Annotated in this window: 11 protein-coding genes and 1 pseudogene; 2 read left to right on the forward strand and 10 right to left on the reverse strand. The window is 61.0% G+C overall.

Annotated elements, in window-relative coordinates:
• Positions 1-16: 16 nt before the first annotated feature.
• The 6 genes and pseudogenes from AB7M23_RS13715 to gcl form a co-directional block, all read right to left on the reverse strand.
• Complete coding sequence (locus AB7M23_RS13715; RefSeq protein WP_454241067.1) at positions 17-988, reverse strand: urea transporter; 972 nt, start codon at positions 986-988, stop codon at positions 17-19.
• Between the two features lie 111 nt (positions 989-1,099).
• The gene (pyk, locus tag AB7M23_RS13720; RefSeq protein WP_065759822.1) at positions 1,100-2,515 is read right to left on the reverse strand and encodes a pyruvate kinase; all 1,416 of its coding nucleotides are present in this window, start codon (positions 2,513-2,515) and stop codon (positions 1,100-1,102) included.
• Positions 2,505-3,785 carry a glycerate kinase type-2 family protein gene (locus AB7M23_RS13725; RefSeq protein WP_099773952.1) on the reverse strand — a complete coding sequence of 427 codons (1,281 nt, stop codon included), beginning with the start codon at positions 3,783-3,785 and terminating at the stop codon, positions 2,505-2,507. The genes pyk and AB7M23_RS13725 overlap by 11 nt, the downstream gene beginning before the upstream one ends.
• A gap of 143 nt (positions 3,786-3,928) precedes the next feature.
• Positions 3,929-4,822, reverse strand: coding sequence for a 2-hydroxy-3-oxopropionate reductase (locus AB7M23_RS13730; protein WP_102052434.1), 894 nt, complete (start codon positions 4,820-4,822; stop codon positions 3,929-3,931).
• Between the two features lie 66 nt (positions 4,823-4,888).
• Positions 4,889-5,671 carry a hydroxypyruvate isomerase gene (gene hyi / locus AB7M23_RS13735; RefSeq protein WP_099773954.1) on the reverse strand — a complete coding sequence of 261 codons (783 nt, stop codon included), beginning with the start codon at positions 5,669-5,671 and terminating at the stop codon, positions 4,889-4,891.
• Between the two features lie 57 nt (positions 5,672-5,728).
• Positions 5,729-7,505, reverse strand: a pseudogene (gcl, locus tag AB7M23_RS13740) (glyoxylate carboligase).
• Positions 7,506-7,762: 257 nt separating this feature from the next.
• Here gcl and AB7M23_RS13745 point away from each other — a divergent pair.
• Positions 7,763-8,203 (forward strand): GlcG/HbpS family heme-binding protein, encoded by a 441-nt coding sequence (locus AB7M23_RS13745; protein WP_065759817.1) that lies wholly within the window; start codon positions 7,763-7,765, stop codon positions 8,201-8,203.
• Positions 8,204-8,260: 57 nt separating this feature from the next.
• On the opposite strand, the gene AB7M23_RS13750 is transcribed toward AB7M23_RS13745, so the two are convergent.
• Complete coding sequence (locus AB7M23_RS13750; protein ID WP_065759816.1) at positions 8,261-8,881, reverse strand: TetR/AcrR family transcriptional regulator; 621 nt, start codon at positions 8,879-8,881, stop codon at positions 8,261-8,263.
• A 154-nt stretch (positions 8,882-9,035) separates the two neighbouring features.
• On the opposite strand from AB7M23_RS13750, the gene AB7M23_RS13755 reads away from it, so the two are divergent.
• Positions 9,036-9,944, forward strand: a complete 909-nt coding sequence (locus AB7M23_RS13755) for a DUF808 domain-containing protein (protein WP_102052436.1) — start codon at positions 9,036-9,038, stop codon at positions 9,942-9,944.
• A gap of 36 nt (positions 9,945-9,980) precedes the next feature.
• On the opposite strand, the gene AB7M23_RS13760 is transcribed toward AB7M23_RS13755, so the two are convergent.
• The 3 genes from AB7M23_RS13760 to AB7M23_RS13770 form a co-directional block, all read right to left on the reverse strand.
• Complete coding sequence (locus tag AB7M23_RS13760) at positions 9,981-11,927, reverse strand: LTA synthase family protein (protein WP_454241068.1); 1,947 nt, start codon at positions 11,925-11,927, stop codon at positions 9,981-9,983.
• Positions 11,928-12,216: 289 nt separating this feature from the next.
• The gene (locus AB7M23_RS13765; protein ID WP_065759812.1) at positions 12,217-13,002 is read right to left on the reverse strand and encodes an outer membrane protein OmpK; all 786 of its coding nucleotides are present in this window, start codon (positions 13,000-13,002) and stop codon (positions 12,217-12,219) included.
• 506 nt (positions 13,003-13,508) lie between these two features.
• The gene (locus tag AB7M23_RS13770; protein WP_454241069.1) at positions 13,509-14,294 is read right to left on the reverse strand and encodes an outer membrane protein OmpK; all 786 of its coding nucleotides are present in this window, start codon (positions 14,292-14,294) and stop codon (positions 13,509-13,511) included.
• Positions 14,295-14,380: the final 86 nt, after the last annotated feature.

Here is a 14,380-nt window from a genome sequence, read left to right on the forward strand (position 1 = left end):
AAGCCAGTCAACACCTCTATTCCATCGGCTTTAATGAACCGTTCTTGAACCTGTTTTCAATGTCCCGACGAGCAGTAACCGTGTCTGCTCCTCCGAACGTTGGCATGACCGCCACCGGAGCACCGGGATCAAGCGGTTGGCGCAGTACACGAGTACCGATATGCAGCAGCCAGCACGCCAAAATGAACGGTGCAGTCAGGCTCGGTATGGCGAGGTGGGTGAAGCACGGTTGCAGCAGAATCGCCAGGGCGATGGCCAGCAGTGGGCGCCAGGGCTGGCTTCGGGTCTGGCTGAAGGCGAGCGCGGCGAGTGCGGCGTTGAAGCCATGGAGGCCGCTGAAGGCCGCATGGGGTTCATCGCCAACCAGCAGTGCCACGCTGCCGCCCAGGGCTGAGCCGAGCAAGGCCCAGGCTGCGGCGTAACGGTTGGCGATCAGCAAGCCGAGGGCAATCAGCAGGCCGGCCAGGGGATGATCGAGGAGGAATATCTGGCCCAGGCCACGGACGAGGGCGAACAACGGGTTGCTATCGACCGCGGTGCTGCTTGCGGTCGGTTCACTGATTGCCAGGGCCGCCCAGCCTAACAGTACGAACGGTGTGGTATAGGCCGGCAGCCAGCTGTTGGGGCCCGAGCGCTTGAGCCACTGGTGGACGAGCATGCTACTCAAGCCACCTGCGGCAATGATCAGTGGCGGCAGGATCGCCGTCCAGGGTAGTGCGTAGCTGAGCAGCAGGCCAATCAGGACGCCGTTGTAGCTGTACAGGCCCGCTTGGCGGTCGCTGCGGGTGTAGCCACGGCGCTGGGCAGTGAGCAGCCCGGCCAGCGCTCCCAGCAGGGCGCCGCCAATCAGATCGGGGGCCGTCAGCAGGATGGCCAGCAGGCAGAACAGGCCGCACAGCGGGTTGCGCTGCAGCAGTACCTGGCTGAAGCCGTTGAGCAAGGCCGTGGCCCAGTCGGGGCACGGGTTCACGAAATTCTTGGTGTACATGGCAGTCGGTCTGGGGTGAAACGTATTTTGGGGTTGCCCTATCGCAGACAAGCCTCGCAGGCAATCCAGCGCCAACACACAGGTAGGCGCTGGATTGCCTGCGATTTGTTGTCAGATCAGTGTTTCGATCCGCAGTGAGTTAGTCGATCCTGGCTTGCCGAAAGGCACACCGGCGGTGATCAACAGGGTGTCGCCACGCTCGGCCATGCCCTGCGCCTGGGCGATTTCCAATGCGGTGGAGCAGACTTCGTCAACCTGGCGCAAGCGGTCGTTGACCACCGAATGCACGCCCCAGGCAACGGTCAGGCGGCGTGCGGTGTTCAGGTTCGGGGTCAGGTTGAGAATCGGTGAGCGTGGCCGCTCGCGGGCCGTGCGCAGGGTCGAGTTGCCCGACTCGCTGTAGTTCACCAGGACGGCAATCGGCAGGATGCTGCTGATGCGCCGGATTGCGCAGCTGATGGCATCGGACACGGTCGCCTCGGCCTGGGGCCGGCCAACATCGAGCTGGGCCTGGTAGTCCGGGCCGCTTTCCACCTGGCGGATGATCTTGCTCATCATCTGCACGGCTTCGAGTGGGTAGTCGCCCGATGCGGTCTCGGCGGAGAGCATCACCGCATCGGCGCCTTCGGCTACCGCATTGGCAACGTCGGTGACTTCCGCACGGGTCGGTGCCGGAGAGAAGCGCATCGACTCGAGCATCTGCGTGGCCACAACTACGGGTTTGCCCAGTTGTCGGCAGGTGCCGATGATGCGTTTCTGGATGTGCGGCACGCTTTCGGCGGGCACTTCTACACCCAGGTCTCCCCGGGCAACCATGATCGCGTCACTCAGTTCGGCGATGGCCTGCAGTTGGGTGACTGCCGAGGGTTTTTCGATCTTGGCCATCAGGTAGGCGCGGTCGCCGATCAGTTCGCGGGCTTCGCGGATGTCCTCGGGACGCTGTACGAACGACAGGGCCACCCAGTCCACACCCAGGTCGAGGCCGAAGGCCAGGTCGCGGCGGTCTTTGGCGGTCAGCGGGCTCAGGTCCAGCACGGCCTGTGGCACGTTGACGCCCTTACGGTCGGACAACTCGCCACCGTTGAGCACTTGGGTTTCGATGGCGTCGGCGTGCTTGGCGGTTACTTGCAGGCGCAATCTGCCGTCGTCGACCAGCAGGTCCATGCCCGGCTCCAGCGCGGCGATGATTTCCGGGTGTGGAAGGTTGACCCGGCGTTGATCGCCCGGGGTTGGGTCCAGGTCCAGGCGCAGGGCCTGGCCGCGTTGCAGCTGGACCTTGCCTTCGGCAAAGCGGCCAACACGCAGCTTGGGGCCCTGCAGGTCCATGAGGATGCCCAGCGGGTAGTTCAGTTGTTGCTCGACTTCGCGGATCCACTGGTAGCGTTGAGCGTGGTCGGCATGTTCACCGTGACTGAAGTTGAGACGGAAGATATTCACCCCGGCCTCGACCAGTTGACGAATGTCGTCGATGCCATTGGTCGCAGGGCCGAGGGTGGCGAGGATTTTGACTTTTTTGTCAGGCGTCATGTTGGGCAGTCTCAAGAATCAGGATGGCGCGGAAGTCGTTGACGTTGGTCCGGGTCGGTTCGGTAACGATCAAGGCATCGAGCGCGGCGAAGTAGCCGTAGCCGTTGTTGTTGTCCAGCTCGTCGGCAGCCGACAGGCCCAGGGCCTCGGCGCGGGCATAGCTGTCGGGGGTCATGAAGGCCCCGGCGTTGTCTTCCGAGCCGTCGATGCCGTCGGTGTCGCCCGCCAAGGCGTAGACGCCAGGCAAGCCCTTCAGGCTTTCGGTCAGGCTCAGGAGGAACTCGGCATTGCGCCCGCCACGGCCATTGCCGCGCACGGTCACGGTGGTTTCACCGCCAGAGAGGATCACGCACGGCGCCGGCAATGGCTGACCATGCTGGACGATCTGCCGGGCGATACCGGCGTGAACCTTGGCCACTTCCCGCGACTCGCCTTCAAGGTCGCCGAGGATCAGTGGGTTGAAACCGGCCTGGCGGGCTTTGACCGCCGCCGCTTCCAGCGACTGCTGGGGGCGCGCGATCAACTGGAAGTGGCTGCGGGCCAGGGCGGGGTCACCGGCTTTGACGGTTTCCGAGGCGGGGTTGTTCAGCCAGTCGATGACCGCGGCCGGTGCCTGGATGTTGTAGCGCTTGAGAATCGCCAGCGCTTCTGCCGAGGTGCTGGGGTCGGCCACGGTGGGGCCGGAGGCGATGACCGTGGCCAGATCGCCCGGTACATCGGAAATCGCATAGGTGTACACCGTGGCCGGCCAGCAGGCCTTGGCCAGGCGGCCACCCTTGATCGCCGAGAGGTGCTTGCGCACGCAGTTCATCTCGCCAATGGTGGCGCCGGATTTGAGCAGGGCCTTGTTGATCTGTTGCTTGTCGGCCAGGGTCAGGCCGTCTGCTGGCAGGGCGAGCAGGGCCGAACCACCGCCAGACAGGAGAAATATCACCCGGTCGTCGGCACTCAGGTCACTGACCATCGCCAGCACACGCTTGGCCACTGCCAGGCCGGCGGCATCGGGTACCGGGTGGGCGGCTTCGACTACTTCGATTTTCGAGCAATTGGCGCCATGGCCGTAACGGGTGACGACCAGGCCTGAGACGTCGCCTTGCCAGTTTTTTTCGACCACTTCGGCCATGGCGGCGGCGGCTTTGCCAGCGCCGATGACGATGACGCGACCGCTGCGATCGCTGGGCAGGTGGGGCTCAAGGACATGGCGGGGGTGGGCGGCTTCGATGGCCGTGGCGAACAGTTCGCGCAGAAAGTGTTGCGGATCGACCGACATGGCAGGCTCCCAATCGTGTTGTTCTGTGTCTGTCTGAGAGGGCGGTGTCGTCTGCAATCGCCGCCAGGGCCGGCGCCAGTAGGGCGGCCTTGGCGGCGGTGAGGGCCGTAGTGACGACACCTCATCTCACGGTAGAGCAGGTCTTACTTGTCGCCACGGATCGAGAAGTTGGCCATGTGCTCCAGGCCTTTGATCAGTGCCGAATGGTCCCAGTTTGCACCACCGATGGCGGCACAGGTGCTGAACACCTGTTGGGCGTTGGCAGTGTTGGGCAGGTTGATCGACAGCTCTTTGGCGCCTTGCAGGGCCAGGTTCAGGTCTTTCTGGTGCAGGCTGATGCGGAAGCCTGGATCGAAGGTGCCCTTGATCATGCGCTCGCCATGCACTTCGAGGATCTTCGAGGAGGCAAAACCGCCCATCAGCGCTTCACGCACCTTGGCAGGGTCTGCGCCGTTCTTGGCGGCGAACAGCAGCGCTTCGGCAACGGCCTGGATGTTCAGGGCGACGATGATCTGGTTGGCAACCTTGGCGGTCTGGCCGTCACCGTTGCCGCCGACGCGGGTGATGTTCTTGCCCATGGCCTGGAACAGTGGCAGGGCGCGCTCGAAGGCATTCGGGCAACCGCCGACCATGATGCTCAGGGTCGCGGCTTTGGCACCGACTTCGCCGCCGGAGACCGGTGCGTCGAGGTAGGTGGCGCCGGTGGCCTTGATTTTTTCTGCGAAGACTTTGGTTGCGGTCGGCGAGATAGAGCTCATGTCGATGACGACTTTGTTCGGGCCAACACCCTGAGCCACGCCGTTTTCACCGAACAGCACGGCTTCGACCTGCGGGGTGTCCGGCACCATGACGATGATGAATTCAGCTTCCTGGGCCACTTCTTTCGGGTTGGCCAGGGCGACGGCGCCAGCGGCGAGCAGTTCAGCCGGGGCTGCGTCGTGGTGGGTGGAGACGAACAGGCTGTGGCCCGCTTTCTGAAGGTTCTGAGCCATTGGCAGGCCCATGATACCCGTGCCGATAAATCCGATTTTAGCCATGAAAAATGCCTCTTGTAGTTGTATGCATGCGGCCGGCGCGCAACGCCTCTGGGGCGTGAGTGCGCGTTAGAGTGCGTTGTGGGTCTTCAGCCAGACCAGGCCTGCTTCAGTGGTGGTCAGTGGCTTGTACTCAGCGCCGACCCAGCCCTGGTAGCCAATACGGTCCAGGTGTTCGAACAGGAAGCGGTAGTTGATTTCACCGGTACCCGGTTCGTGACGGCCCGGGTTGTCGGCCAACTGGATGTGGTTGATGCGCGACAGGTGGGTTTCCATCGTGCGCGCCAGGTCACCTTCCATGATCTGCATGTGGTAGATGTCGTACTGCAGGAACAGGTTGCTGCTGCCCACGGCGTCCTGGATTTCCAGAGCCTGTTGAGTGGTGTTCAGGTAGAAACCGGGGATGTCGCGGGTGTTGATCATCTCCATCACCAGCTTGATGCCCTCGGCCTGGAGTTTGTCGGCCGCGTACTTCAGGTTGTCGATGAAGGTTTTCTTCACCGTGGCGCAATCCGGGCCTTGTGGGCGAATGCCGGCCAGGCAGTTGACCTGGGTGTTGCCCAGTACCTTGGCGTAAGCGATGGCCAGGTCGACACCGGCACGGAATTCTTCAACACGGGCCGGGTCGCAGGCGATTCCGCGGTCACCCTTGGCCCAGTCGCCGGCCGGCAGGTTGAACAGCACCTGGGTCAGGCCGTTGGCGTCCAGTTGCTGCTTGATTTCAGCCGAGCTGTAATCGTACGGGAACAGGTATTCGACCCCGGTGAACCCGGCATCGGCGGCCGCTTTGAAGCGGTCGAGGAAGTCCTGTTCGGTGAACAGCATGGACAGGTTGGCGGCGAAACGTGGCATGGTTGTCTCCTTGCAAAGTAGGGCCCGCTGCCACGAGGGCAGGGGCCGCTTGTGCGATCAGTCGAGCAGCGAAATCGCAGTCGGTGCATCGTTGCCGACCAGCGCCAGGTCTTCGAATTCGTTGACGGCGTTGATTTCGGTACCCATGGAAATATTGGTCACACGCTCGAGAATCACCTCGACCACAACCGGTACCCGGAACTCTTCGGCCATCTTCCTGGGCCTTGAGCAGGGCTGGTGCAATCTCGCCCGGCTCAAAGACGCGGATCGCCTTGCAACCCAGGCCTTGAACCACAGCAACGTGGTCAACACCGTAGCCGTTGAGCTCCGGCGCGTTGAGGTTCTCGAACGCCAGCTGTACACAGTAATCCATCTCGAAGCCACGTTGGGCCTGACGGATCAGCCCCAGGTAGGAGTTGTTCACCAGTACGTGGACGTAAGGCAGATTGAACTGCGCGCCGACGGCCAGTTCTTCGATCATGAACTGGAAGTCATAGTCGCCGGACAGTGCGACCACCTTGCGGGTCGGATCAGCCTTGACCACACCCAGCGCGGCCGGAATGGTCCAGCCCAGTGGGCCGGCCTGGCCACAGTTGATCCAGTGACGTGGCTTGTAGACGTGAAGGAACTGGGCGCCGGCGATCTGCGACAGACCGATGGTGCTGACGTAGCAGGTGTCTTTGCCGAACACCTGGTTCATTTCCTCGTATACGCGCTGTGGCTTGACCGGCACGTTGTCGAAGTGGGTCTTGCGGTGCAGGCTGGCTTTGCGCTGTTGGCAGTCTTTCAGCCACTCGCCACGGCACTTGAGCTTGCCGGCGGCTTTCCACTCGCGGGCCACTTCCAGGAACATGTCCAGCGCGGCGCCCGCGTCCGAGACGATACCCAGGTCCGGGTTGAACACGCGGCCGATCTGAGTGGGCTCGATGTCGACGTGGATGAAGCGACGACCTTCGGTGTAGACGTCCACGGAACCGGTGTGGCGGTTGGCCCAGCGGTTACCGATACCCAGCACCATGTCGGACTTCAGCAGGGTGGCGTTGCCGTAGCGGTGCGAGGTCTGCAAACCGACCATGCCGACCATCTGTGGGTGATCGTCAGGGATGATGCCCCAGCCCATCAGGGTTGGAATCACGGGAATGCCGGTCAGTTCAGCGAACTCAACCAGTTTCTCGCTGGCGTCGGCGTTGATGATGCCGCCACCGGCGACCAGCAGTGGGCGCTCTGCGCTGTCGAGCATGGCCAGGGCCTTCTCGATCTGCACGCGGTTGGCCGCAGGCTTGTGCACGGGCAGTGGCTGGTAGGCCTCGATGTCGAATTCGATTTCGGCCATCTGCACGTCGAACGGCAAGTCGATCAGTACCGGGCCTGGGCGACCGGAACGCATTTCATAGAAGGCTTTCTGGAAGGCGTAAGGCACTTGGCCGGGTTCCAGAACGGTGGTCGCCCACTTGGTTACCGGCTTGACGATGTTGGTGATGTCGACGGCCTGGAAGTCTTCCTTGTGCAGGCGAGCGCGAGGTGCCTGGCCGGTGATGCAGAGGATCGGGATCGAGTCTGCCGAGGCGCTGTACAGGCCGGTGACCATGTCGGTACCGGCTGGGCCGGAGGTGCCGATGCACACGCCGATGTTGCCGGCCTTGGTACGGGTGTAGCCCTCGGCCATGTGCGAGGCGCCTTCAACGTGGCGAGCGAGGACGTGATCGATACCGCCGACTTTTTTCAACGCCGAGTACAGCGGGTTGATCGCTGCGCCCGGGATGCCAAAAGCGGTTTCAACACCTTCGCGGCGCATCACCAGAACGGCTGCATCAATTGCTCTCATTTTGCTCATGGTTTTGTGCCTCATTGGTTTTGTAATTGTATACAAATGGCTTTGCGTCAGAGTGTATTCACGGTATGTGGCTCTGGTCAATCCATTTTCATCGGCTGCCAGTGCTTTGCTCGTCGTGCCGCTAGAAAAGGCATTTTGTCCGATTGTGATCATCTGGCGAAAATTATTGTATACAAAAATATTCTCCATTGTGTTCTATTTGTCGTATTGGATTTTCACTTGCCCCTCTGGGCTTCTAACAACAAGAGGACCTGTCCATGAACGCTCTGACCTTGAAAGTCGCTGTCAGCCTGGTAAACGGCGCCATTGCCGCCGGGCGCAAGATCTCGGCTGCACCTTTGACCATTGCGGTGCTCGACAGCGGTGGTCATCTGCTGGCCCTGCAACGTGAGGACGGTGCCAGCCTGCTGCGTCCGCAGGTGGCAATGGGTAAAGCCTGGGGCGCCATTGCCCTGGGCAAGGGCTCGCGCTTGCTGGCGCTGGACGCGCAGCAGCGCCCGGCGTTTTTCGCCGCGCTCAATGGCCTGGGCCAGGGCGCCGTGGTTCCGGCGCCGGGTGGGGTGCTGATCCGTGATCAGAGGGGCGTGGTGCTGGGAGCTATCGGTATCAGTGGTGATACCTCGGACATCGACGAACAGTGCGCGATCAGTGCGATCGAGGAGGTTGGGCTGACCGCGGATGCGGGCGTAGCAGCCTGAGGGTAGCGGCGGGTTGTCAGCGCGTGCGCGGCGCCGGTCTGGTGAACTGCTCCCAGATCAACCGGTGGTGTGCGCGTCGGGGGCGCAGCCCTTGAGTACCAGGCGAATGATGGTCTGTGCCGCGGCTTCATAGTCGGCATCGTCCAGCTTGGCTTTGCCGGTGACGACGGAGATCTGCCAGTCGAAATCGGCGTAGGTCTGGGTTGCGGCCCAGATGCTGAACATCAGGTGGTGTGGGTCGAGCGGGGCGATCTGGCCGCGGTCGATCCAGCGCTGAATGCACGCGATGTTGTGCCGGGCCTGCAGGTTGAGTTGCTCGACCTGTGTCGGGCTCAGGTGCGGCGCACCGTGCATGATTTCACTGGCGAAGACCTTTGAGGCAAAGGGCAGGTCGCGTGATATGCGGATTTTTGAGCGAATGTAGGCGCTCAGCACCTCCTCAGGCTCACCCTCGGCATTGAACGGGGTGGAGGCCTGCATGATCGGCTCGATGATGCTTTCCAGCACCTCGCGGTAGAGGTTTTCCTTGGACTTGAAGTAGTAGTAGACGTTGGGCTTGGGTAGCCCAGCCTTGGCCGCGATGTCGCTGGTCTTGGTGGCGGCGAAGCCTTTTTCGGCGAATTCTTCGCTGGCTGCGCGCAGGATCAGCTCTTTGTTGCGCTCGCGAATGCTGCTCATGATTGGCGCTGTTCCTTGTGTCGGGCCGCAGGCGGCCCAGGCCTGGGCAGGCGGTGGCGCATGGTAGCACCGGGTTTGCGCGAGGCTCAAGGCTGCCACTTTCACGCACAGTCACGCTATGCTTTGGGCCTTTCAACTCTCTGGATACGCAAGCATGGCAGGAAGCAGTCTACTGGTGCTGATCGACGATATCGCCACCGTATTGGACGATGTCTCGGTGATGACCAAGGTAGCGGCGAAAAAGACCGCCGGAGTTTTGGGTGACGATCTGGCGCTCAATGCTCAGCAGGTCAGTGGCGTGCGCGCCGACCGGGAGTTGCCCGTGGTATGGGCCGTGGCCAAGGGCTCGCTACTGAACAAGGTGATTCTGGTGCCTGCGGCGTTGGCAATCAGCGCCTTCATTCCGTGGGCGGTGACCCCATTGTTGATGGTCGGCGGCGCCTACTTGTGTTTTGAGGGGTTCGAGAAGCTGGCGCACAAGTTTCTTCACAGTGCAGCCGAGGACGATGCCGGGCATGCCGCCCTGAGTGAAGCGGTGGCCGACCCTTCAGTCGACCTGGTGGCCTATGAGAAGGATAAGATCAAAGGTGCCGTGCGTACCGACTTCATCCTGTCGGCAGAAATCATCGCCATCACCCTGGGTGCGGTCGCTGGCGCGCCGTTGTCACAGCAAATCGTCGTGTTGTCGGGTATTGCCTTTGTCATGACCGTAGGGGTGTACGGGCTGGTTGGCGGTATCGTCAAGCTGGATGACTTTGGCCTGTGGCTCACGCACAAAACCGGGCGTGCCGCCCAGACGATCGGCAACGGCATTCTGCAGGCCGCACCGTACTTGATGAAGGGGCTGTCGGTCGTTGGCACGGCGGCGATGTTTCTGGTGGGTGGCGGGATTCTGGTGCATGGCGTTGCGCCGCTGCATCACGCTGTCGAAGCCTTCAGTGAAGGGCGGGGCGGGGTACTGACCTCAAGCCTGCTCAATGCGGGCATCGGTATTCTTGCTGGTGCCGCCGTACTGGCCGTGGTATCGCTGGCCAGCAAGCTCTGGCGGGCTGCAAGAGGCTAAGGCGGCGCCCTGTTCACGGGCGCCGCGTCAGCTCAGTCAGTTTTTACCGGCTGTCTTTTCGCTGTCTTCAGGCACCCAGTCGAGCAGGTGGTGCTTGAAGCCGTAGCTGGCTGCCTGGTAGTAGGTAATGGCGCGCTTGATCAGCGGGTTGTTGCTGTCCCCCACCACCTCGCGGCTTTCGCCCAGGGCCTGCTCATGAAGGCGCAGGCCATCGCGAGGGCTTAGGATGGCCAGGTCCTGGCCATCGAACAGGCCCAGGTGCTGGTAGTTACCAATCAGTACGCGCGGTGGCAGTTTGTCTTCAAGCATCAGGTTACGGCCGAAGAACGTCGAGGTGTAGCTCATGTTCAACAGGCCAAGCAGGGTAGGCGCCAGATCGATCTGGCTGGCCAGTTTCGATTCCTCACGCGCTTCGATCAACTTCGGCCCGTAGATGAATAGCGGGATCTGGTAGTTGCGCACCGGCAGGTCCTCTTTACCTGCGCTGCCAGCGGTATGGTCGGCAACGAAGATGAACAGGGTGTTGTCGAACCACGGCTTGCTGCGGGCCTGCTCAAGGAAACGACCGATGGCGTAGTCGGTGTATTTCACTGCACCTTCACGGCCATCGCCAGAGGGGATATCGATACGGCCGTCAGGGTAGGTGTACGGGCGGTGGTTGGAGGTCGTCATCAGTTGCAGGAAGAACGGCACCTGATTGGCGAAATCGGCGTCTGCCAGCTGCATGGCCTGGTTGTAGAGGTCTTCGTCGGACATGCCCCAGGCGTTCTTGAAGCTGATGTCGCTTTCTTTTACGCTGCTCTGGTCAACAACCCGATAGCCGTTGCCGCTGAAGAACGCGTTCATGTTGTCGAAGTAGCCACGGCCACCATAGACGAACACGCTGTCGTAGCCCGCTTCACTCATGTGCTGACCGAGGCTGGCGAAGCCGCTTTCACGGCCCACGCGCTTGACGATCGAGCGGCCAGGGGTTGGCGGAATCGACAGGGTAATGGCCTCCAGGCCACGGTCGGTGCGGGTGCCAGTGGCATAGAAGTTGTCGAAGTACAGGCTCTGTTTGCGCAGGGCATCCAGGTTTGGGGTCAGGTTGCGGTTATCGCCGTTGCTGCCCATGTACTTGGCGCTGAAGCTCTCAATGGTCACCAGGACCACGTTGGGTGTACGCGCCGGTGCGTTGCTGGTGATGGTGCGGCGAATATCCAGGGGTTCCTTGCCGACGAAACTCGCATCGGGTTGGCGCAGCTCGCTCTGGATCTGCGCGTTGACATCCTGCTCAGGCAGGCTGCTATAGAACTGCGGGTAATCGAGTTCGTTGTTGCGGAACGCGGCGAAGAACTGGTAAGGGCCGTTGCTGGCCAATTCATGTTGGTAGGCATTGCCGCCTTGGCCACGCGGGCGGTCCTGGTCGATCACCTGCACGCACAGCCCTGCCAGCACGACCAGTACGGCAAAGCTCATCAGGCGCTGGCGAAAAGCGGGCACCGGTGCATTCAGGGCCCGCTTGAGCGGTGCGCGCAGTGCCAGGCTCAGGGCAATGGCGATAACGGCCAGGATGCTCAGCAGCAGGCCGATCGGGTAGGATTCGAGGATGTTGTTCAACACTTCATCGGAATAGACCAGGTAGTCGACAGCAATGAAGTTGAAGCGCACGCCGAACTCGTCCCAGAACAGCCATTCGGCGACAGCAGTGAACAGCATCACGAACACGCTCAGCACCATGATGCCCTGCAGGAACCCCTGATGTGCTCGCGAGCGCCACAGCCGCGCAGGGCACAGCAGCAGGTAAAGGCCCAGTGGCAGTGCGGCATAGAGCAGGAAGCTCAGGTCGTACAGCAGCCCGATACCGAAGATCGAGAAGACATTGCTCCCGGCCTCGTTCAAGTGGCTGAAAAACAGCACGCCTCGGGTGAGCAGAAAAACCGCCAGCCATACTGAGGTCAGTAGCAAGAGGTAGCGTTGGGGCGCTGATTGTGGAACGCGCATATGAATTCCTTTTGTCTCTCTTCATGCCTGGCCACTACAGGCACAGCAGTGGTGCACCCGCTGTAAATACATTGTGGTGTCGAGTGTTTGTGGTCGCGGCGAAAAGTAGCGACTGCGAAGAGAAAAAAACGTCAAAGCAATGCTAGGCGCGTGTGAAAAGCTGAACGACGACGCGTTAGGCGTAACAAGCACACATCGCTTGCACGCTCTGTTTGTATAGCAGTGACATCGATGCGTGCCAGGGCTGCGCTGTTAAACGCTTTGGCCCTGGCTGTCGCGGCTCAACCGATCAGAAGTGCACTTTGACCAGCAGGCTGGTGGTGTTCTGGTTGGTGTCGAAGGCTGGGGTGTCTTCGATACCGTACTTGTCTTTCCAGTAGTCGTATTCGACACCCACGTACAACTGCTTCTCACCCAGGCTCAAGGCCTTGCCCAGGTCGTATTTGATCTGTGGGTTGAAGTGCAGGTTGGCGTGGTAGGTGCCACGGTTGCGGGTTTCGTCGTTGTCCACGACCCAGTCCATGTAGCCGTCAATCAGAACGTCGGATTTGCCCATCGGGATGGTGTAGGACCATACCGGGGTAATTTGCCAGACGTTATCGCCTGCGCGGCTGCCTTCGGTGTTGCGCTGGTAGAAGTTCAACTGGAAGTAGTCGAAGCCTGGAATCGCCAGGTCGAAGCCCGGGCCGATCAGGTACGACTCGTTGTCGCCTTCACCGAACTCGTAGGTCATGGCCAGCAGCACATCCTTCACTGGGCCGAACTCAAGTTTCTGGTCGAAGATCTTGCCGAACGACAGGCGAGGGGTGAATTCGCCGTAGTAGGTGTTAGGGCCGGCGTTCGAGTCTTTCTTGCCGTTGTAGAAGATCTTGTCGATGAACAGGAAGTTGTCGCCGTACTTCCAGGCGTCCGCATGTTCAAAGGTAAAAGTTTGCTGGATCTCCGGGTTAACGGTGAAATCTTTGCCGTACAGGTAGGTCAGGCTGTTGTTCTGCCATTGCAGCAGGTCGCCGGCCATGGCGCTGCTGGCAGCCAGCAGGCCACCGGCGAGGATCAGGCTATTACGGGTACGCATGGTGTGCTCCAAAGGTTGATTTCTCGTTGTTCTGTTGTCGGCATTCTCGAGTGATGCCGTTTGTTGACTTAATGGTCGGTTTTTCGGTTCGGTGCAGCGACACAGCAAGGGTTGCGCCAACCTTTCGGGGCACGCGCAATCAGCGTGTTCGACCGTGCTGTGAACCGATGGAAAAGAGGCGCTTCAAGCGGGCAAGGCGTCTGTCGAGCGCCTGTATTCGTTGACGGGTGGGTCAGCAAACCCGGGCGCATGCCGTCTTGCCCTGTATAAAAGGGCGCGCAGATTACTGGCTGGGCGGATAGCTGTCCACGCTGAAGTGATGGATGCCGCGAGGAGGAGGTGCGCAGAGGCGCCGACTGACGGCGATATTGACTGAGCCGTCAGCAAACGAGGGCAGGATGCGGCCTGCCCTCGATCGAAGGGCGCGCAGCGTGGGGCTGGCGCGCCGGCCCTTGAGTGCCCTGTTCAGGGGCGCAAGGGGTTGATACTGTGCACTCAGTCAGCTTTTAGAAGTGCATTTTCACCAGGAAGCTGGTGACGCTCTCGTTGGTGTCAAAGCGCTGAGTGTCCTCGATGCCGTACTTGTCTTTCCAGTAGCTGTACTCCACGCCCACGTAAAGCTGCTTGGCGCCCAGGTTCAAGGCTTTGCCCAGGTCGTATTTGACCTGTGGGTTAAGGTGCAGGTTGGCGTGGTAGGTGCCACGGCGAGTGCTGTCGTTGTCAACGACCCAGTCCATGTAGCCGTCGACGAGGATGTCGGACTTGCCTGCGGGGATGGTGTAGGAGAACGTCGGTGTGATCTGCCATACGCGATCGCCTGGGCGGCTGCCCTCGGTGTTGCGCTGATAGAAGTTCAAGGTGAAGTAGTTGAAGCCGGGAACTGCCAGGTCAAAGCCCGGGCCGATCAGGTAGGCCTCGTTATCACCTTCGCCAGACTCATAGGTCATGGCCAGCAACACGTCCTTGATTGGGCCGAACTCGAATTTGCGGTCGAAGATCTTGCCGAACGACAGGCGAGGGCTGAATTCGCCATAGTAGGTGTTGTTGCCTTTGTTACGGTCGGTTGCGCCGTTGTAGAAGGTCTTGTCGACGAACAGGAAGTTGTCGCCGTATTTCCATTTGTCGGCGTGCTCGAAGGTCACCGTTTGCTGGATGGCGGGGTTGACGGTGAAGTCTTTGCCGTAGAGGTAGCTGATGCTGTTGGTTTGCCAGAGCAGCATGTCTCCCGCGACTGCAGGCAAGGTTGCCAGCAGTCCGCCGCCCAGCAGGAGAGATGAAGTGATCCGTTTCATGGTGTGATTCCCGGCTGTTGTTATTGTTTGTTTGCGGTTTTTCGGCGCAAAGCGCCCCGATCGACCCGCTTCTACGGGTCGACGGT

Source organism: Pseudomonas sp. HLS-6 TE3448 (assembly GCF_053629555.1).

What these genes read in the sequence shown, in the direction of transcription:
- AB7M23_RS13715 (WP_454241067.1), bottom strand. Translation starts at nt 988, where the DNA reads ATGTACACCAAGAATTTCGTGAACCCGTGCCCCGACTGGGCCACGGCC.
- pyk (WP_065759822.1), bottom strand. Translation starts at nt 2,515, where the DNA reads ATGACGCCTGACAAAAAAGTCAAAATCCTCGCCACCCTCGGCCCTGCG.
- AB7M23_RS13725 (WP_099773952.1), bottom strand. Translation starts at nt 3,785, where the DNA reads ATGTCGGTCGATCCGCAACACTTTCTGCGCGAACTGTTCGCCACGGCC.
- AB7M23_RS13730 (WP_102052434.1), bottom strand. Translation starts at nt 4,822, where the DNA reads ATGGCTAAAATCGGATTTATCGGCACGGGTATCATGGGCCTGCCAATG.
- hyi (WP_099773954.1), bottom strand. Translation starts at nt 5,671, where the DNA reads ATGCCACGTTTCGCCGCCAACCTGTCCATGCTGTTCACCGAACAGGAC.
- AB7M23_RS13745 (WP_065759817.1), top strand. Translation starts at nt 7,763, where the DNA reads ATGAACGCTCTGACCTTGAAAGTCGCTGTCAGCCTGGTAAACGGCGCC.
- AB7M23_RS13750 (WP_065759816.1), bottom strand. Translation starts at nt 8,881, where the DNA reads ATGAGCAGCATTCGCGAGCGCAACAAAGAGCTGATCCTGCGCGCAGCC.
- AB7M23_RS13755 (WP_102052436.1), top strand. Translation starts at nt 9,036, where the DNA reads ATGGCAGGAAGCAGTCTACTGGTGCTGATCGACGATATCGCCACCGTA.
- AB7M23_RS13760 (WP_454241068.1), bottom strand. Translation starts at nt 11,927, where the DNA reads ATGCGCGTTCCACAATCAGCGCCCCAACGCTACCTCTTGCTACTGACC.
- AB7M23_RS13765 (WP_065759812.1), bottom strand. Translation starts at nt 13,002, where the DNA reads ATGCGTACCCGTAATAGCCTGATCCTCGCCGGTGGCCTGCTGGCTGCC.
- AB7M23_RS13770 (WP_454241069.1), bottom strand. Translation starts at nt 14,294, where the DNA reads ATGAAACGGATCACTTCATCTCTCCTGCTGGGCGGCGGACTGCTGGCA.